We start from the raw sequence: 18,272 nt of genomic DNA on the forward strand, positions 1-18,272 counted from the left end.
GCAACGCTTTTCGCCGCTTGCGCCAAAAGCGCAGACAAAAGCCTGTGTTTGTGACACAGGCTTTTTTTATTTGCATATACCAAAATCCTTGCAAATATTATTTTCCACGTGGTAAGGTCATTGGCATAAACGTGCGTCGCCCCGGCTTGGTGCGGCACTGCACAATTATGGCATAATCGAAAACCCGGTCTCGACAGGCCGTGCACCATCTCACCGCAACACTGGATCGACCATGCAAAAAACGCTCTACGACAAACTCTGGGATTCCCATGTCGTGCGTGCCGACGCCGATGGCACCACAGTCCTCTATATCGACCGCCACCTGGTGCACGAAGTCACCAGCCCGCAAGCCTTCGACGGCCTGCGCGAAGCCGGCCGTGGGCTATGGCGCGTGTCCGCGAACCTGGCCGTGGCCGACCACAACGTGCCGACCACCGACCGCGCGCAAGGCATCCTTGATCCGACCTCGCGCCTGCAGGTCGAGACGCTCGACGCCAACACGAAGTCATTCGGCCTGACCTATTTCGACATGAACGACAAGCGCCAGGGCATCGTGCACGTGATCGGGCCGGAGCAGGGCGCGACCCTGCCGGGCATGACCGTCGTCTGCGGCGATTCGCACACTTCGACCCACGGCGCCTTCGGCTGCCTGGCGCACGGCATCGGCACCTCGGAAGTCGAGCACGTGCTGGCCACGCAAACGCTGCTGGCCAAGAAATCGAAATCGATGCTGGTCAAGGTCGAGGGAGCGCTGAACCCGGGCGTCACCGCCAAGGACATCGTGCTGGCCGTGATCGGCAAGATCGGCACTGCCGGCGGCACCGGCTACGCCATCGAATTCGGCGGCTCGACCATCCGCGCATTGTCGATGGAAGGCCGCATGACGGTCTGTAATATGGCGATCGAAGCGGGCGCGCGCGCCGGCATGGTGGCGGTCGACGACACCACGATCGCCTACGTCAAGGACCGTCCGTTCTCGCCCAAGGGCGAGCAGTGGAGCCAAGCCGTCGCCTACTGGCGCACCCTGCACACGGACGAGGGCGCGGCGTTCGATACCGTGGTCGAACTCGACGCGAAAGACATCCAGCCGCAAGTCACCTGGGGCACCTCGCCCGAAATGGTCACCGCGATCGACGGCCGCGTGCCCGATCCGCAAAACGAAGCCGACCCGGTGCGCCGCGGCGCGATCGAGAAGGCGCTGGCCTATATGGACCTGGCGCCGAATACCCCGATCGATGAAATCCCGATCGACAAGGTATTCATCGGCTCGTGCACCAACTCACGCATCGAAGACCTGCGCGCCGCCGCCGAGGTGGTGCGCGGACGGCATCGCGCCGCCAACGTCAAGCTGGCCATGGTGGTGCCGGGTTCGGGCCTGGTCAAGGAGCAGGCCGAGCGGGAGGGGCTGGATCGCATCTTCGTCGATGCCGGCTTCGAATGGCGCGAGTCGGGCTGCTCGATGTGCCTGGCGATGAATGCCGACCGCCTGGAGCCGGGCGAGCGCTGCGCCTCGACCTCGAACCGCAACTTCGAAGGCCGCCAGGGCCAGGGCGGACGCACCCACCTGGTGTCGCCGGCGATGGCGGCGGCGGCGGGCATTGCCGGGCGCTTTGTCGACGTACGCGCGCTCTGATGCGTTATAGCTCTTGAACTCGTTTTACCGTAACAGGAAGATCATGAAAAAAGCACTCGCTCTGTCCCTCATCACCATTCTGCTAGCTGGCTGCAACACCATCTCGGGCATCGGTCGCGATGTCTCCAAAGTGGGCCAGGTCGTTACCAGCGCTGGCGGTAAGTAACTCAGGTCCCCGCCTGCGCGGGGACGACGTGATGCGCTGCGTAGTCGGCGCGAGGGAAGCAAGATGGATAAATTCACCGTACACCAGGGCCTGGTGGCGCCGCTCGACCGCGCCAATGTCGATACCGACGCCATCATCCCGAAGCAGTTCCTGAAATCGATCCGCCGCACCGGCTTCGGTCCGAACCTGTTCGACGAGTGGCGCTACCTGGACCACGGCGAGCCGGGCCAGGATTGCAGTACGCGCCCGGTCAATCCGGATTTCGTGCTGAACCAGCCGCGCTACGCCGGCGCCTCGATCCTCCTGACCCGCAAGAACTTCGGCTGCGGTTCTTCGCGCGAGCACGCGCCGTGGGCGCTGCAACAGTATGGTTTCCGCGCCGTGGTCGCGCCGAGCTTCGCCGACATCTTCTTCAACAACTGCTTCAAGATCGGCCTGCTGCCGATCGCGCTCTCCGAAGAAGAAGTCGAGGCGCTGTTCCAGGCGGTCGAAGCGAACCCTGGCTTCCAGCTCGTGATCGACCTCGAGCAGCAGCGTATCGGCACGCAGGATGGCAACCTGTCGTTCAAATTCGCCATCGACGAGTTCCGCAAATACTGCCTGCTGAACGGCCTGGACGACATTGGCCTGACCCTGCGCCATGCGGACGAGATCCGCGCCTTCGAGCAACGCCACGTCGCGGCCCAGCCGTGGCTCGCCAACACCATCTGAAGAAAGCAGCTGAATGAAAATCGCGATCCTGCCGGGTGACGGCATCGGCCCGGAGATCACCGCGCAAGCAGTGAAGGTATTGAACGCCCTCGGCGAATCGTTCGAGATGGAAAGCGCGGAAGTCGGCGGCGCCGGCTACGCGGCCCACGGCCATCCGCTGCCGGAAGGCACCCTGAAACTGGCGAAGGAAGCCGATGCGGTGCTGTTCGGCGCCGTCGGCGACTACAAGTACGACACGCTCGAGCGCGCGCTGCGTCCGGAACAGGCCATCCTCGGCCTGCGCCGCGAGTTGAACCTGTTCGCCAACCTGCGTCCGGCGATCCTGTACCCGGAACTGGCCGGCGCCTCGACCCTGAAGCCAGAGGTCGTCTCTGGCCTGGACATCCTGATCATCCGCGAACTGACGGGCGACATCTATTTCGGCAAGCCGCGCGGCGTGCGCGAATGCCCGGACGGCCCGTTCAAGGGCCAGCGCGAGGGCTTCGACACCATGCGCTATGCCGAAGGCGAGATCCGCCGCATCGCCCACGTCGCCTTCCAGGCAGCCCGCAAGCGCGACAAGCGCGTGACCAGCGTCGACAAGGCCAATGTGCTGGAAACCTTCCAGTTCTGGCGCGATATCGTCACCGATGTGCACAAGGAATACCAGGACGTCGCGCTCGAACACATGTATGTCGATAACGCGGCCATGCAGCTCGTTCGCGCGCCGAAGAAGTTCGATGTGATCGTTACTGGTAATATGTTCGGTGATATCCTGTCGGATGCCGCCGCGATGCTCACCGGTTCGATCGGCATGCTGCCGTCGGCCTCGCTCGACGCCAATAACAAGGGCTTGTACGAACCGTCGCACGGCTCGGCGCCCGACATCGCGGGGCAGGGCGTGGCCAATCCATTGGCGACGATCCTCTCAAGCGCGATGATGCTGCGCTTCTCGCTGGGTTTGACCGAACAGGCGGACCGCATCGAGAACGCCGTCAAGCGCGTGCTGGCGCAAGGGCTGCGCACGCCGGATATTTTCGAAGCAGGTTCCACCAAGGTGGGCACCGAAGAGATGGGCAACGCGGTGCTCGCCGCGCTCGCATAAAGTTTAGTTAACCCTGAGAGAAGAAGATGAAATTAGTTGGTCTGGTAGGTTGGCGCGGCATGGTCGGCTCGGTTCTCATGCAGCGCATGCAAGAGGAAGGCGATTTCGACCACATCGAGCCGGTGTTCTTCACCACCTCGAATCCGGGCGGCGCCGCGCCGAAGATGGCGAAAAACGAAACTACCCTGAAAAGCGCGACCGACATTACCGAACTGTCGAAATGCGAGATCATCATCTCCTGCCAGGGCGGCGACTACACGAGCGAGGTATTCCCGCAACTGCGCGCGGCCGGCTGGAACGGCTACTGGATCGACGCCGCGTCGACCCTGCGCATGAACGATGATGCCGTCATCGTGCTCGATCCGGTCAACCGTTCGGTGATCGACGCCGCGCTGTCGAAAGGCGTCAAAAACTACATCGGCGGCAACTGCACCGTGTCGTGCATGCTGATCGGCCTGGGCGGCCTGTTCGAGCAGGGCCTGGTCGAGTGGATGACCTCCATGACCTACCAGGCGGCATCGGGCGGCGGCGCCCAGCACATGCGCGAGCTGCTGACCCAGTTCGGCACCATCAACAGCTCGGTGAAATCGCTGCTCGACGATCCGGCATCGGCCATCCTCGAGATCGACCGCACCGTGCTGGCGACCCAGCATGGCCTGTCGGCTGACGAGACCAAGCAGTTTGGCGTGCCGCTGGCCGGCAACCTGATCCCGTGGATCGACAAGGACCTGGGCAACGGCCAGTCGAAAGAAGAGTGGAAGGCCGGCGCCGAGACCAACAAGATCCTGGGCCGCGGCGCGGGCTTCGATATCAAGGCGATCCCTGTGGACGGCCTGTGCGTGCGCATCGGCGCCATGCGCTGCCACTCGCAGGCGCTGACCATCAAGCTGACCCGCGACGTGCCGCTGGACGAGATCAACGACATCATCGCGCAGCACAACGGGTGGGTGAAGGTGGTGCCGAATACCCGCGAAGCGTCGATGCGCGACCTCTCGCCGGCAGCGGTGACGGGCGGCCTGGGCATCCCGGTCGGCCGCCTGCGCAAGATGTCGATGGGCGACGATTACCTGTCGGCCTTCACGGTCGGCGACCAGCTGCTGTGGGGCGCGGCCGAACCGCTGCGCCGCATGCTGCGCATCGTACTCGAGCGTTGATCCAATCCGTTGCCTCAATGGCAACTGACATGCAGTGTGCATAATGAATGCCCCGTCTACGGGGCATTCGCTTTGAAGAAGGTGCATACTCCGGTCGTCCGGGTGCGTCGAGACCTTGCGTGCTCCAGAGCATGATGTTATGTTGAGACTCCGGGAAACCGCCTTTCCCTCGGCCAACTCATTTCGCTGCTAACTATGCATTCTTCGCACCAATCTCCGCTCGTGGCAACCGCGCTGAAATCGATCACCGCCGCCGTGGCCAGTGCAGTGTTCCTGACTTCCGCCGCCAATGCAGCCGGGCTGGGGAAATTGACGGTGCTGTCGGCGCTTGGCCAGCCGCTGCGCGCCGAGATCGAGCTGACGGCCGGCGCCGGCGAAGACCCGGCAAGCATGGCGGTCAAGCTGGCTTCGCCCGAAGCCTTCCGCGCCGCGAACATCGAATTCAACCCGGCCCTGCTGTCGCTGCGCTTCGCGGTCGAGGAGCGGGCCGGGCGCCAGGTGATCCGGGTCAGCTCGACCCAGCCGCTCAACGAGCCTTTCGTCGACATGCTGCTGGAGCTGACCTGGAACAACGGTCGCCTGGTGCGCGAATACACCTTCCTGCTCGACCCGGCCGAGCTGCGCACGACCCAGCCGGCCCAGGTGGCGGCGGCGCCGCAAACCCGCCCGGCCGCGCCGGGCGCTGCGTCACGCCCGGCTCCAGCGGTTGCCGCGCCGGGTGAAGCGCCGAGTGAAGCGAGGATCGCCGCCGCCCGTCGCGGCGCCGAACGCCAGGCGCGCGAAGCCCAGGCGCGCGAAGCGCAGGACAGCTACCGCGTGCGCCGCGGCGACACGCTCAGCGGCATCGCGCTCGACGTCAAGCCGGCCGACGTCTCGCTCGACATGATGCTGGTCGCGCTGTACCGCGCCAATCCCGACGCCTTCATCGGCAACAATATGAACCGCCTGAAGTCGGGCCAGATCCTGAGCATCCCGGATGCCGATTCGGTGCGCGGCGGCGCCAGCCAGGGCGAGGCGCGCGGCGTGGTCGTGGCCCATGCGGCCGACTTCGACGCCTACCGCAACAAGCTGGCCGGCCAGGTGGCCAGCAGCGCGCCGAGCGCCACGCCGCAGGGCGGCCAGAGCGCCAGCGGCCGTGTCACGGCCCGTGTCGAGCAACAGCCGACCGCGGTCAGCGAAGCGCAGGACAAGCTGCAGCTTTCCAAGGCCACGCCCGGCGCGGCCGGCGCGCCGGCCGACGGCACCGCCAGCGTCGAGGACACGGTGGCCAAGGAGCGCGAACTGGCCCAGGCCGAGGCGCGCGTGAAGGAACTCGAACGCAACGTCAACGAACTCGAAAACCTGATGACGGTGCCGAGCCGCGCCGGCGCCGAGGCCGAGCAGGCCGCCGCTGCTGCCGCGGCGACGGCCGCCGCCGAGAAGCCGGTGGCCAAGCCGGCGCCGCGCCCGCGTCCGGCACGGCCGGCCCCGCCGCCGGAGAAAAGCCTGGTCGACACCATCCTGGACAATATGCTCTACATCGGCGCCGGCGCGCTGGTGCTGCTGCTGGCCGCGCTGGGCATCTCCCAGCGCCGCAAGCGCAATGCGCAAGCCGTCAAGCCGGTGCCGGCCGAACCGTCGGTGCTGGGCGTGCCCGGCGCCAGCGCCAACTCGCTGTTCGCCGAAACCGGCGGCCAGAGCGTGGACACGAATAACAGCGTGTTCAACTCCAGCTTCGCGCCATCGGCCAGCCAGCTCGACACCAACGAGGTCGACCCGGTCGCCGAAGCCGACGTCTACATCGCCTATGGCCGCGACGCCCAGGCCGAGGAAATCCTGAAGGAAGCGCTGCGCGTCCATCCGGAACGCCATCCGGTGCGCCTCAAGCTGCTCGAGATCTACGCCACCCGCAAGGACGTGCGCGCCTTCGAAGCCCAGGCGCGCGAGCTGCATGCCTTCACCGGCGGCCAGGGCGACGAATGGGCCCAGGCCGCGGCGCTGGGCTTGACGCTGGATCCGACCAATCCGCTGTATGCGAACGCCGCTCCGGCATCGACCCCGACGCCGTCGCCGCAGGAACGCAACCAGCAGGCGATCCTGTCGCAGCAGTTCGAGGATGCCTTCCGTGGCGGCCCATCGGTGGGTGCGGGCGCTGCTGCCGGCGCTGCTGCCGGTGTCGCTGCCGGCGCTGCCGCGGTGGCCCTGGCCAAGGACGACGAGGACCGCACGGCCGCGCCGCAGGCCGAGCCAACCCCGGAGGCACGTAACGACGACAACACGCTCGACTTCGACCTCGGCGGGCTGACGTTCGAGCCGGTGACGAACACCGACGCCGCGCCGCCGGCGGCCAGCCGTGCGGACCCGGATGCGACCGCCGTGCCGGACCTGGAATTCGATATGGCGCCGTTCGCGCCGCCAGGCAGCGCGCCGGCGGCAGAGCAGGGCAAGAGCACGCCGGACGCGAACGACCTCGATTTCGACATGGACTTCGACACCCCGGCGACCGCCCAGCCGGCGGCGACCGCGGCCACGGTCGACGATGACGACGACTTCACGCTCGACCTGTCGCCGCAGTCGCAAGTGCAGGCGACCCCGGTCGACATGGCCGGCCTGGCCAAGGACTTCGAGGGCTTGCCGCCGCTGCCGGGCACCACCCCACAGCCGACCGTGGCGCAGGCCGATCCGCTGCACGACCTCGATGCGATGGATTTTTCCGCGCCCACCACACCCGTGACGCCGGCAGTCGACGAGACGCCCGTGCGTTCCGCCGCCGCGGCAAGCGCATCGGAAGATCCGCTGTTCGACCTGGACAGCATGGACTTCGGCACCCCCGACGAGCCCCGTGTGGCTGGCGGCGCCGAGCCGAAGGACTTCGGTGCGCGCGTGGAAGATCCGTTCGACGCCTTCGACTTGCCCGAGACCCCGGCCCCGGTCCCGGCGCCGCAGGAAGTCTCGGCGCGTGAGGCCTTCGAGCCCGCTTCGGCGCCGGCCGACGACAAGGCCGCGTCTTCGTTCGACCTGGCCGACTTCGACCTCGACCTGCCGCCCGAACCAGCCACCGCGCAGCCGCTGGATGCGCTTGGTGCGACCGCCGAGGCCCCGGGCCAGATGTCGCCCGAGCACATGGAGATGGAAACCAAGCTCGATCTCGCCATCGCCTACCAGGAGATCGGCGACAAGGAAGGCGCGCGCGAGCTGCTGGACGAAGTCATCAAGGGCGGTAATCCCGAGCAGGTCGGCAAGGCCAGCGCGATGAGGGAACTGCTGGCGTGACCCGTATCGCTTTGGGTGTCCAGTACATCGGCACCGGTTGGAACGGCTACCAGAAACAGCCGGAACGAAACACCGTCCAGGATCGTCTCGAGATCGCGCTGGAGAAGTTCGCCTGCGTACCGCTCCCCACGACGTGCGCCGGCCGCACCGACGCCGGCGTGCACGCCATCGAGCAGGTCGTTCATTTCGATACCGACCTAAGTCGCCCGGCCCAGTCCTGGGTGCGCGGCGTGAATGCCTTCCTGCCTGAGTCGATCGTGGTGCGCTGGGCCGCCGTCGTCGAGCCCGACGAAGAGGGGCAGGATTTCCACGCCCGCTTCTCGGCCCGCTCGCGCACCTATCACTACGTGCTCTACAACCACCCGAATCCTTCGGCGCTGCTGGCCAAGCGGGCAGGGTGGGTGTTCCGTCCGCTCGACGTCGAGCGCATGCGAGAAGGCGCGCGGCACCTGATCGGCACCCACGATTTCTCGAGCTTCCGCGCCAGCGGCTGCCAGGCGAATACGCCGGTGAAGGACATGCACGAGGTGAGCATCGCGCGCCATGGCGACATCATCGTGTTCACCCTGCGCGCCAGCGCCTTCCTGCACCATATGGTGCGCAATATCGTCGGCTCGCTGATCTATATCGGCACCGGGCGCAACGAGCCGGAGTGGATGCGCGAGGTGCTCGAAGCCCGTTCGCGCGACGCCGCCGCGCCGACCTTCATGCCGGACGGCCTGTATTTCGCGAAGATCGAGTACGATCCGAAGTGGAAGCTGCCGCAGGAGGACTCGACGCCCCTGCCGTGGCTGTGAGCGATTTTCCAGGAATAGCCATGCGACGTACCCGTATCAAGATCTGCGGCATCACCCGCGAACAAGACCTGCGCGCGGCGGTCGAGCAGGGCGCCGACGCGCTCGGCTTCGTCTTCTATCCGAAGAGCCCGCGCTACATCACGCCGGCGCGCGCGGCCGAGTTGTGCGCGATCCTGCCGCCGTTCGTGAGCGGCGTGGCGCTGTTCGTGAACCCGACGCTGGAAGAGGTGCGCGAGGTCGCAAGCAAGATGCCGCTGGGCCTGATCCAGTTCCATGGCGACGAAACGGTCGAGCAGTGCGCCGCCATCGCGGCGGAGGTAGAGCGGCCTTTCGTGCGCGCCTACCGCATCAAGCCTGACACGCCGCCCGCGGCTTTGCTAGAATGTGAATCTGCATACCGCGCCGCCAGTCCGTGGTTCTCGGGCCTCCTGCTCGACACCTGGGTGGATGCCTACGGCGGCGCAGGAAAGGTCTTCGATTGGTCTCTTATTCCAAAAGAGCTCGCGCCTCGGGTCGTTTTGAGTGGTGGGTTGAGCGTACACAACGTCCTTGAGGCGACCGAACGTGTTCGTCCCTTCGCCGTCGACATCAGCAGTGGTGTCGAGGAAGCGAAGGGGATCAAGGACGCCCGCAAGATCGCCGCCTTCGTCGCGGCGGTGCGGGCAGCCGATGCCACCATCGATAGCGAGTCGCACCATGACCACGAAAGACACCATCACGGCCCAGCTTAGCGCTGCGCCCCTGTTCAAGACCCCGGATTACGCCCTGCCAGACGCGGTCGGGCACTTCGGCCCCTATGGCGGCAGCTTCGTCGCCGAAACCCTGTCGCACGCGCTGGCCGAGCTGAACGAGGCCTATGCGAAGTATGCGCAGGATCCTGAATTTCTCGAGGAATTCCGCTACGAGCTGGCCCACTTCGTCGGCCGTCCGTCGCCGGTGTACCACGCGCGGCGCTGGTCCGAACTGGCTGGCGGCGCCCAGCTCTATTTCAAGCGCGAAGACCTGAACCACACGGGCGCCCACAAGATCAACAACGTGATCGGCCAGGCCCTGCTGGCGCGGCGCATGGGCAAGCAGCGCATCATCGCCGAGACCGGCGCCGGCCAGCACGGCGTGGCCACCGCCACCATCTGCGCCCGCTTCGGCCTGGAGTGCGTGGTGTACATGGGCGCCGAGGACGTCAAGCGCCAGGCGCAGAACGTGTACCGCATGAAGCTGCTGGGTGCGACCGTGGTGCCGGTGGAGTCGGGCTCCAAGACCTTGAAGGACGCGCTCAACGAGGCGATGCGCGACTGGGTCACGAATATCGAAAACACCTTCTACATCATCGGCACGGTGGCGGGCCCGCACCCCTATCCGATGATGGTGCGCGACTTCCAGTCGGTGATCGGCGAGGAATGCCGCGTGCAGATGCCGGCCATGGCGGGGCGCCAGCCCGACTATGTGGTCGCCTGCATCGGCGGCGGCTCGAACGCGATGGGCATTTTTTACCCGTATATCGGCGAGCCGGGCGTGCAGCTCGTTGGCGTCGAGGCGGCGGGCGAGGGACTCGAATCGGGCAAGCATGCGGCCTCGCTGACGGCCGGCCTGCCGGGCGTCCTGCACGGCAACCGCACGTATCTGCTGCAGGACGAGAACGGGCAGATCATCGAGACGCATTCGGTGTCGGCGGGACTGGATTATCCGGGCGTTGGTCCCGAGCACGCCTGGCTGAAAGATTCGGCGCGCGCGCAGTATGTGTCGATCACCGACGAAGAGGCGCTGCAGACCTTCCACGACTGCTGCCGCATCGAGGGGATCATTCCGGCGCTGGAATCGTCGCATGCGATCGCCTATGGCGTGAAGCTGGCGGCGACCCTGCCGAAGGACAAGATCATCCTGGTCAACCTGTCGGGCCGCGGCGACAAGGACATGCACACGGTGGCGCAGCGGATGGGGATGGATTTCGGCTGAGATCCTGTGTAGTCAACCCTGTCCGGCTCCGGTCGCCCTGGCGGCCGGGGCGCAGCACCAACCATTTCAAGGAAACAGCATGTCCCGTATCGCATCCACTTTTACCGCACTCAAGGCACAGAACAAGACCGCCCTGGTGACCTTCATCACCGCCGGCGACCCCGGTCCCGAGTTGACCGTCCCGCTGATGCACGCCCTGGTGGCGGGCGGCGCCGACGTCCTGGAACTGGGCGTGCCGTTCTCGGACCCGATGGCCGAAGGCCCGGTGATCCAGCGCGCCTGCGAGCGCGCGCTCAAGTTCAATATCGGCCTGAAGGACGTGTTCGCCTTCGTGCGCGAATTCCGCAAGACCGACGAGCAGACGCCGGTCGTCCTGATGGGCTATGCCAACCCGATCGAGCGCATCGGCCAACCTGAATTCATCCGCTGCGCGAAAGAGGCGGGTGCGGACGGCGCCATCGTCGTCGACTACCCGCCGGAGGAATGCGCGGACTTCGCCAGCGCCATGCGCGACAACGGCCTCGACCTGATCTTCCTGCTGGCCCCGACCTCGACCACCGAGCGCGTGAAGCAGGTGGCCCAATACGGCGGCGGCTTCAGCTATTACGTTTCGTTGAAAGGCGTAACGGGTTCCGGCGCAATCGACACCGACGATGTGGCGCGCCGCGTGAACGCCATCCGCGAACACGTGAAGCTGCCGATCGGCGTCGGCTTCGGCATCCGCGATGGCGCGACCGCGAAGGCGGTGGCGCAGGTGGCGGACGCGGTCGTGATCGGCAGCCGCATCATCCAGGAAATCGAAGCGCACCCAGCCAGCGAGGCCGTCGAGGCCGTCCGCAGCTTCACCTCCGGCATCCGCACCGCCCTCGACGCGCGCTAAACCATCAATTAGGGTCAGAGTCGAATTATTGAGCAATTTCTTGCCTCAATATTGTCATTTAATTCGACACTGACCCTCTAGTTGCTTGCAGTTAAGCAATTACCCAACAATTAGGGTCAGAGTCGAATTGTTTGACAACTTTCGTCCGGATAAACCTGAAAAACACGCGCCGGGCGAATTATTGCTTTGGCGCAATTGATCTTTTGCACTGAAGCGATTCGCTATCGAATTGCTTCAAGTAAATTGTGATCTCCAATCTCGTCCACAGGAGGTCGCCGATGAAGATCCGTATCAAGCAAGTCGATGTATCGCAGTGCGCCAAGATGATTGCCGCGCTGTACTTCGTATTCTCGCTACCGCTCATTCTGCTGTTCATGCTCCTGGCGCCCCTGCTGGGACAAACCCCGGCCGGCCTCGGCGCAGTCATCGCCTTCCCCTTCCTGTATGCCTTCGTCAGTTATCTTGGCGGGGTGCTATGTTTTTGGATCTATAACCTCGTCGCGCAACGCATCGGCGGGTTCGAATACACGGCAGCCGAGGTTGCATCCTAGGCACCGGAAAACCTAAGGCATTTGGCCATTCGAACATATATCCGTTTTAATTTCCCAACAATTCGACTCTGACCCTAATTGCTGGGTTATTGATGTTCAGACAGACAAGGGCGACTCTGTCCCCAATATGAATGGAAGGAACGAGAGCCAGAAAAACTAACAGGAGGGTCAGAGTCGATTTATCGGGCAACTTCGAAAGTTGTCAAACAATTCGACTCTGACCCTCATTGTTAAGAAATTACCCGTTATAAATAGTTGGTTGGTGCTGCCTTGTGATAGATTGGAAACTTCAATTTGTCGACAGGAGGATGGATGAAAAGGCAGATCAAGCACGTGGCGGTGGGGCAGTGCGGCAAGGTGATGGCGGGGATTTACCTCATCATCGCCATCCCCATGGTGGCGTTCATGTTGCTGGGGACGAGCTTCAGCAACGAGGCATCGTCGTTCGGCATCGGCGGCGCGATCTTCATGGCCGTGCTCTATCCGCTGCTGGGCTATCTGAGCGGTGTGATCGTCGCCTGGCTGTACAACCTGGTGGCTGCGCGCATTGGCGGCATCGAATACACGACCGTCGACGTTTGATCCATTCTGGATGGCGGTGCTCGGCATCGCGCCTAGCGGCTCGACAGGCGTCGCGAGGCTTACCCGCGGCGGGTAATGTTGAAATGATAATTGTTGGCTAGCCATCATTCGACAAGCGCCGGCCGAGCGGCTACACTACGCCTCTTCAAAAGATTCGCCGCAAAGGAGAGAACATGAGTTGGTTGGAAAAGCTGCTGCCCCCTCGGATCCAGCGCTCCGATGCCGCAAACCGCAAGACCATGCCGGAAGGCCTCTGGGTCAAGTGCCCGTCGTGCGAATCGGTGCTGTACCGTGCGGATATCGAGTCCAATCTGCACGTGTGCCCGAAGTGCGACCACCATATGCGCATCCGCGCCCGCGACCGCCTCGACGCCTTGCTCGATGAAGGCGGCCGCTACGATATCGGCCAGGAGACCCTGCCGGTCGATACGCTGAAGTTTAAAGACAGCAAGAAGTATCCGGATCGCCTGAAGGCGGCCATGGACGCCACCGGCGAAACCGATGCGCTGATCGTGCAGGGCGGTTCCATCATGAGCCTGCCGGTGGTCGTCGCCGCCTTCGAATTCGAATTCATGGGCGGCTCGATGGGTTCCGTCGTCGGCGAGCGTTTCGTGCGGGGCGCGCAAGTGGCGCTCGAGCAGAAAGTGCCTTTCATCTGCATCACCGCCACCGGCGGCGCCCGCATGCAGGAAGGCTTGCTGTCGCTGATGCAGATGGCCAAGACCACCGCCATGCTGACCAAGCTGTCCGAAAAGAAGCTGCCGTTCATTAGCGTGCTGACCGACCCGACCATGGGCGGCGTCTCGGCCTCGTTCGCCTTCATGGGCGACGTCGTCATCGCCGAACCGAAGGCCCTGATCGGCTTCGCCGGCCCGCGCGTGATCGAGAACACTGTGCGCGAGAAATTGCCAGAAGGTTTCCAGCGCGCCGAGTTCCTGGTTACCAAAGGCGCCGTCGACATGATCGTCGACCGCCGCAAGATGCGCGAAGAAATCGCGCGCCTGCTGGCCCTGCTGCAAAACCAGGCGACCGAAGTCCTGGCCTGATAGACACAAGGGCGACTTCGGTCGCCCTTTCAGCTTGTGCGCCCGCCCAGGGCAGCCGAGCACATCGACCGTATCCACATGTCCCCACTTCCCACCACCTTGCCCGATTGGCTGGCCCTGCTCGAGTCGCGCCATGCCGAAACCCATATCGACATGGGCCTGGACCGCGTGCGCGCCGTCAAGGAGCGCTTGCAGCTGGCCTTCGATTGCCCGGTGATCATGGTCGCCGGCACCAATGGCAAGGGTTCCACCTGCGCGATGCTCGAATCGGTGCTGCTGCAGTCCGGCTACCGCGTCGGCCTCTACATCAAGCCGCACTTCCTCGACTTCAACGAGCGCGCCCGCATCAATGGCGAGATGGCATCCGATGAGGCGCTCGTGGATGCCTTCAACGCCGTCGAAGCCGCCCGCGCCGCGACCGACCTGACGTATTTCGAGTTCACCACCCTGGCCATCGCCCACCTGATCTCGAAGAGCGGCGTCGACGTCGCCATCCTCGAAGTCGGCCTGGGCGGACGCCTGGATGCGGTCAACGTCATCGACGCCGATGTCTCCATCGTCACCAGCATCGACATCGACCACACGTCCTACCTGGGCGACACGCGCGAAAAAATCGGCTTCGAGAAGGCCGGCATTTTCCGCCCGGGCAAGCCGGCGATCTGCAGCGACCCGGTGCCGCCGCAATCGCTGATCGACCACGCCGAACAGATCGGCGCCGACCTGTGGCTGCTCGGCCGCGATTTCAACTACCAGGGCGACCAGCAGCAGTGGAGCTATGGCGGTCGCAGCCAGCGCCGCAATTCGCTGGCCTATCCGGCCCTGCGCGGCGCCAACCAGCTGCTCAACGCCTCGGCCGCGCTGGCCGCGCTCGAGGCGCTGCGCATGCAGCTGCCGTGCGGCGCCCAGGAAACCCGCGCCGGCCTGGCGCTGGTCGAGCTGCCGGGCCGTTTCCAGGTGTTGCCGGGCCGTCCGACCCAGGTGCTCGACGTCGCCCATAACCCCCATGCCGCCGCCACCCTGGCCCAGAACCTGGGCAATATGGGCTTCCACCGCTTCACGTATGCCGTGTTCGGCATCATGGAAGACAAGGACATCGACGCCGTCATCGCCCCGATGGCCGGCGTGATCGATCACTGGTGCGTCACCAGGCTCGATTCGCCGCGCTCGGCACAGCCGGAAGCGCTGGCCGACAAGCTGCGCGAACTGAAGCCCGCCGGCGCCAAGGATGACGATTTTTCCGTGAGTAGTTTCGCAACGCCAGCCGAGGCCTATGCGAATGCGCTGAGCCGGGCAGGGGAGAATGATAGAATTGTGGTCTTTGGCTCTTTCTACACGGTTGCAGGCGTCATGGCGGCCCGTAAATCGAGTCTTCACTGACCTTCTTCACCTGATTACCTGAACCACATGGGCTTGTTCTCGTTCGGCAATAAAAACAAGCAAGAAACTGTCCGGGACAGCGGGCACTTCGTCAAGGACGACGATGCCGCTTATACCGAGCGCGCCCGTTCCAAGCGCGCAAGCTCCGCAGGCGAGGCGGGCCGCCGCACCAGCCGCGGCGACCCGATCCTTCCCGAGAAGAAGCGCGCCCGCCGCCGCCTGGTCGGCGCCATCGCGCTGGTCCTGGCGGCCGTCGTCGCGCTGCCGATGCTGCTCGATTCCGAACCCAAGCCCCTGGCCACCGACATCGCCATCCACATTCCGGACAAGGACAAGGCGGCCCCGCTGCCCGTGCCGTCCGAGCAGGTGGCGCCGATGGCCAGCGTCGACAGCGACGAAGAGATCGTCGAGCCAGTCGAGGCGCCACCGGCCGCCGGCCCTGCCAGCAACGCGCCCGTGACCGCCCCGGCGGCCAGCGATCCGCCGCCGATGCGCATGCTGGAGCAGGCCGAGCCACCGAAACCGGAGCCCAAGCCCGAACAGGTCAAACCGAAGCCCGAGCCGAAGCCCGAGCCGAAGCCCGAGCCGGTGAAGCCCGAACCGAAGCCGGAACCCAAGCGGGAACCGACGCCCGAGAAGAAACCCGAGCCGGCGAAGAAGCCGGTCGAGACGCATCCGAAGGCCGAGCAGGTCGTCAAGCCCGCGCCGAAGGACGACGCCGCGCGCGCCATGGCCATCCTGGAAGGCAAGCCGGCCGAGCCACAGAAGGCGCAAGGCCCGGCGCCGCGCTTCGTGGTGCAGGTCGCCGCCCTGGCCAGCCAGGAAAAGGTCACGGAATTGCAGGAACGCCTGCGTGGCGCCGGCATCGCGTCGTTCACCCAGAAATCGGGCGAGCTGATCCGAGTGCGGATCGGTCCGTTCAGCAAGGAAGAAGCCGAGAAAACGCGCGCCAAGCTGGGCGGCATCGGCCTGTCCGGCACCATGGTGCCGCTCTGATTCTGTCCGACAAGCGTGACGATTTTCGATTACCTGGTGCTGTTCGTGCTGATCGCCTCCGTTGTCATCAGCACCTTGCGCGGCCTGGTCAAGGAAATCCTGTCGCTGCTGGGCTGGATCGTCGCCTTCGTGGTGGCCAATGCCTATGGCGCCGGGCTCGCGCCCTTGCTGCCGGAAGTGATTCCCGGCGACACGGCGCGCCTGATCGTGGCCTTCATCGCGCTGTTCCTGGGCGTGCGTATCCTGATGGGTCTGCTGTCGCTGGCGATCGGGGCCCTGGTGGAAGCCACCGGCCTCTCGCTGGCGGACCGCGGCCTTGGCGGCTTGTTTGGATTGGCGCGCGGCATTGTAATCGTGCTGGCCGGCGTCATATTGTGTGGGATGACGGACATTCCGAAGCAGGCATTCTGGCAACAGGCCCTGTTGTCGCCGATCGCCGAGACCGGCGCCCGTACCGTCAAGCCCTTCCTGCCCGCTGCCATGGCGCAGCACGTGAATTTTTGACCAGCATTCCAGTCGTAGAACTTTTTTCTGTAATCAAGCACTCAAGCTTTTAGGAGCACACCATGTGTGGCATCGTCGGCGTCGTCTCTCACTCTCCCGTCAACCAGTTGCTGTATGACGCATTGCTGCTGCTGCAGCACCGCGGCCAGGATGCGGCGGGCATTGCGACCAATCACAGCAGCATGTTCTCGATGTTCAAGGCCAACGGCCTGGTCCGGGACGTGTTCCGCACCCGTAATATGCGTTCGCTGCAGGGCAATACCGGTATCGGCCACTGCCGCTACCCGACCGCCGGCTCGTCGAGCGAGGAAGAGGCGCAGCCGTTCTACGTCAACGCACCGTTCGGCATCACGCTGGCCCACAATGGCAACCTGACCAACCAGGCCCAGCTGAAGGACGAGCTGTTCCGCAACGACCGCCGCCACATCAACACCGATTCCGACTCGGAAGTGCTGCTCAACGTGCTGGCGCACGAAATCCAGGAAGCGGCCGACGGCTACTCGCTCGACGCCGACGCCGTGTTCAAGGCAGTCGCCGCCGTGCACCGCCGCGTGCGCGGCGCCTATGCCGTCGTCGCCCAGATCGCCGGCCACGGCATGCTGGCCTTCCGCGACCCGTTCGGTATCCGTCCACTGTGCCTGGGCATCAACGAGACCGAGCAGGGCAATGAATACCTGGTGGCCAGCGAATCGGTCGCCCTGGAAGGCCTGGGCTTCCGCTTCGTGCGCGACATCGCGCCGGGCGAGGCGGTCTTCATCGACGAAAACAACCAGCTGCACGAGCGCCAGTGCGCCGAGAATCCATCGCTCAACCCGTGCGCCTTCGAATTCGTCTACCTGGCCCGTCCCGATTCCGTGATCGACGGCGCCTCGGTGTACGCCACCCGCCTGCGCATGGGTGAATACCTGGCCGACAAGGTGAGCAAGGAAATCCCGGTCGACGAGATCGACGTGGTGATGCCGATCCCCGATTCCTCGCGTCCGGCCGCGATCCAGCTGGCAATGAAACTGGGCGTCGAATACCGCGAAGGCTTCATCAAGAACCGCTACATCGGCCGCACCTTCATCATGCCGGGCCAGGGCATGCGCAAGAAATCGGTGCGCCAGAAACTGAACGCGATCAGCTCCGAGTTCAAGGACAAGAACGTGCTGCTGGTCGACGATTCGATCGTGCGCGGCACCACCAGCCGCGAAATCGTGCAGATGGCGCGCGAAGCCGGCGCCCGCAAGGTGTTCTTCGCCTCGGCCGCGCCGCCGGTGCTGTACCCGAACGTGTACGGCATCGACATGCCGACCCGCGACGAGCTGATCGCCCACGGCCGCACGACCGAAGAAGTGTGCCGCGAGATCACGGCTGACCGCGTGGTGTACCAGGACGTCGACGCGCTCAAGCGGGCTATCTCGGACGTCAATCCCGAGCTGAAGAACTTCGAGGCCTCGTGCTTCGACGGCGTCTACATCACCGGCGACGTGACGCCCGAGTACCTGGACCGCCAGGAATCGGCGCGCCACAATCCGAAGTCGAAGGACGTCGAGGACAAGGTGCGCACCCAGCTCAACCTGAACCCGCCGGTGGCCGCCGAGTAA

The 18,272-nt window shown here is 64.8% G+C and carries 17 protein-coding genes; all 17 read left to right on the forward strand.

Translation table 11 applies throughout. The features are described from left to right. Positions 1-232 precede the first annotated feature (232 nt). The 17 genes from leuC to purF all read left to right on the forward strand — a co-directional run bounded on the left by leuC (position 233) and on the right by purF (position 18,272). On the forward strand, positions 233-1,633 hold the full coding sequence (gene leuC, locus J3U95_RS20670; RefSeq protein WP_208280539.1) for a 3-isopropylmalate dehydratase large subunit: 1,401 nt from the start codon (positions 233-235) through the stop codon (positions 1,631-1,633). A 43-nt stretch (positions 1,634-1,676) separates the two neighbouring features. Then, positions 1,677-1,799, forward strand: coding sequence for a hypothetical protein (locus J3U95_RS28575; protein ID WP_267877799.1), 123 nt, complete (start codon positions 1,677-1,679; stop codon positions 1,797-1,799). A 63-nt stretch (positions 1,800-1,862) separates the two neighbouring features. Beyond that, positions 1,863-2,510 carry a 3-isopropylmalate dehydratase small subunit gene (gene leuD / locus J3U95_RS20675; protein WP_208280540.1) on the forward strand — a complete coding sequence of 216 codons (648 nt, stop codon included), beginning with the start codon at positions 1,863-1,865 and terminating at the stop codon, positions 2,508-2,510. Positions 2,511-2,523: 13 nt separating this feature from the next. Further along, positions 2,524-3,594, forward strand: coding sequence for a 3-isopropylmalate dehydrogenase (gene leuB / locus J3U95_RS20680; RefSeq protein ID WP_208280541.1), 1,071 nt, complete (start codon positions 2,524-2,526; stop codon positions 3,592-3,594). A 26-nt stretch (positions 3,595-3,620) separates the two neighbouring features. Next, positions 3,621-4,748, forward strand: a complete 1,128-nt coding sequence (gene asd, locus J3U95_RS20685) for an aspartate-semialdehyde dehydrogenase (RefSeq protein WP_208280542.1) — start codon at positions 3,621-3,623, stop codon at positions 4,746-4,748. A gap of 222 nt (positions 4,749-4,970) precedes the next feature. Continuing rightward, the gene (locus J3U95_RS20690) at positions 4,971-8,000 is read left to right on the forward strand and encodes a motility hub landmark protein FimV (RefSeq protein ID WP_370662095.1); all 3,030 of its coding nucleotides are present in this window, start codon (positions 4,971-4,973) and stop codon (positions 7,998-8,000) included. Beyond that, positions 7,997-8,797 carry a tRNA pseudouridine(38-40) synthase TruA gene (gene truA, locus J3U95_RS20695; RefSeq protein WP_208280544.1) on the forward strand — a complete coding sequence of 267 codons (801 nt, stop codon included), beginning with the start codon at positions 7,997-7,999 and terminating at the stop codon, positions 8,795-8,797. The genes J3U95_RS20690 and truA overlap by 4 nt, the downstream gene beginning before the upstream one ends. Positions 8,798-8,817: 20 nt before the next feature. Then, positions 8,818-9,528, forward strand: coding sequence for a phosphoribosylanthranilate isomerase (locus tag J3U95_RS20700; RefSeq protein WP_208280545.1), 711 nt, complete (start codon positions 8,818-8,820; stop codon positions 9,526-9,528). Continuing rightward, a complete protein-coding gene (trpB, locus tag J3U95_RS20705) occupies positions 9,494-10,750 on the forward strand; it encodes a tryptophan synthase subunit beta (protein ID WP_208280546.1) in 1,257 nt (418 codons plus the stop codon). The genes J3U95_RS20700 and trpB overlap by 35 nt, the downstream gene beginning before the upstream one ends. A gap of 79 nt (positions 10,751-10,829) precedes the next feature. Then, positions 10,830-11,630 (forward strand): tryptophan synthase subunit alpha, encoded by an 801-nt coding sequence (gene trpA / locus J3U95_RS20710; RefSeq protein ID WP_208280547.1) that lies wholly within the window; start codon positions 10,830-10,832, stop codon positions 11,628-11,630. A 278-nt stretch (positions 11,631-11,908) separates the two neighbouring features. Continuing rightward, on the forward strand, positions 11,909-12,181 hold the full coding sequence (locus J3U95_RS20715) for a hypothetical protein (protein WP_208280548.1): 273 nt from the start codon (positions 11,909-11,911) through the stop codon (positions 12,179-12,181). A gap of 312 nt (positions 12,182-12,493) precedes the next feature. Beyond that, the gene (locus J3U95_RS20720) at positions 12,494-12,763 is read left to right on the forward strand and encodes a hypothetical protein (protein WP_208280549.1); all 270 of its coding nucleotides are present in this window, start codon (positions 12,494-12,496) and stop codon (positions 12,761-12,763) included. A gap of 173 nt (positions 12,764-12,936) precedes the next feature. Next, positions 12,937-13,809 carry an acetyl-CoA carboxylase, carboxyltransferase subunit beta gene (accD, locus tag J3U95_RS20725; RefSeq protein WP_123070742.1) on the forward strand — a complete coding sequence of 291 codons (873 nt, stop codon included), beginning with the start codon at positions 12,937-12,939 and terminating at the stop codon, positions 13,807-13,809. 78 nt (positions 13,810-13,887) lie between these two features. Next, complete coding sequence (gene folC, locus J3U95_RS20730) at positions 13,888-15,186, forward strand: bifunctional tetrahydrofolate synthase/dihydrofolate synthase (protein WP_208280550.1); 1,299 nt, start codon at positions 13,888-13,890, stop codon at positions 15,184-15,186. Positions 15,187-15,213: 27 nt separating this feature from the next. Then, positions 15,214-16,182 carry an SPOR domain-containing protein gene (locus J3U95_RS20735; protein WP_208280551.1) on the forward strand — a complete coding sequence of 323 codons (969 nt, stop codon included), beginning with the start codon at positions 15,214-15,216 and terminating at the stop codon, positions 16,180-16,182. Positions 16,183-16,197: 15 nt separating this feature from the next. Next, the gene (locus tag J3U95_RS20740) at positions 16,198-16,686 is read left to right on the forward strand and encodes a CvpA family protein (protein ID WP_208280552.1); all 489 of its coding nucleotides are present in this window, start codon (positions 16,198-16,200) and stop codon (positions 16,684-16,686) included. Between the two features lie 62 nt (positions 16,687-16,748). After that, a complete protein-coding gene (gene purF, locus J3U95_RS20745; protein WP_208280553.1) occupies positions 16,749-18,272 on the forward strand; it encodes an amidophosphoribosyltransferase in 1,524 nt (507 codons plus the stop codon).

Origin of the sequence: Massilia oculi (assembly GCF_017582745.1) — a bacterium.
Taxonomy (GTDB): Bacteria; Pseudomonadota; Gammaproteobacteria; order Burkholderiales; family Burkholderiaceae_D; genus Telluria; species Telluria oculi_A.

Excerpts from the sequence above, each read along its gene's own strand:
- leuC (WP_208280539.1), top strand. The coding sequence starts at position 233 with ATGCAAAAAACGCTCTACGACAAACTCTGGGATTCCCATGTCGTGCGT.
- J3U95_RS28575 (WP_267877799.1), top strand. The coding sequence starts at position 1,677 with ATGAAAAAAGCACTCGCTCTGTCCCTCATCACCATTCTGCTAGCTGGC.
- leuD (WP_208280540.1), top strand. The coding sequence starts at position 1,863 with ATGGATAAATTCACCGTACACCAGGGCCTGGTGGCGCCGCTCGACCGC.
- leuB (WP_208280541.1), top strand. The coding sequence starts at position 2,524 with ATGAAAATCGCGATCCTGCCGGGTGACGGCATCGGCCCGGAGATCACC.
- asd (WP_208280542.1), top strand. The coding sequence starts at position 3,621 with ATGAAATTAGTTGGTCTGGTAGGTTGGCGCGGCATGGTCGGCTCGGTT.
- J3U95_RS20700 (WP_208280545.1), top strand. The coding sequence starts at position 8,818 with ATGCGACGTACCCGTATCAAGATCTGCGGCATCACCCGCGAACAAGAC.
- trpB (WP_208280546.1), top strand. The coding sequence starts at position 9,494 with ATGACCACGAAAGACACCATCACGGCCCAGCTTAGCGCTGCGCCCCTG.
- trpA (WP_208280547.1), top strand. The coding sequence starts at position 10,830 with ATGTCCCGTATCGCATCCACTTTTACCGCACTCAAGGCACAGAACAAG.
- J3U95_RS20715 (WP_208280548.1), top strand. The coding sequence starts at position 11,909 with ATGAAGATCCGTATCAAGCAAGTCGATGTATCGCAGTGCGCCAAGATG.
- J3U95_RS20720 (WP_208280549.1), top strand. The coding sequence starts at position 12,494 with ATGAAAAGGCAGATCAAGCACGTGGCGGTGGGGCAGTGCGGCAAGGTG.
- accD (WP_123070742.1), top strand. The coding sequence starts at position 12,937 with ATGAGTTGGTTGGAAAAGCTGCTGCCCCCTCGGATCCAGCGCTCCGAT.
- folC (WP_208280550.1), top strand. The coding sequence starts at position 13,888 with ATGTCCCCACTTCCCACCACCTTGCCCGATTGGCTGGCCCTGCTCGAG.
- J3U95_RS20735 (WP_208280551.1), top strand. The coding sequence starts at position 15,214 with ATGGGCTTGTTCTCGTTCGGCAATAAAAACAAGCAAGAAACTGTCCGG.
- purF (WP_208280553.1), top strand. The coding sequence starts at position 16,749 with ATGTGTGGCATCGTCGGCGTCGTCTCTCACTCTCCCGTCAACCAGTTG.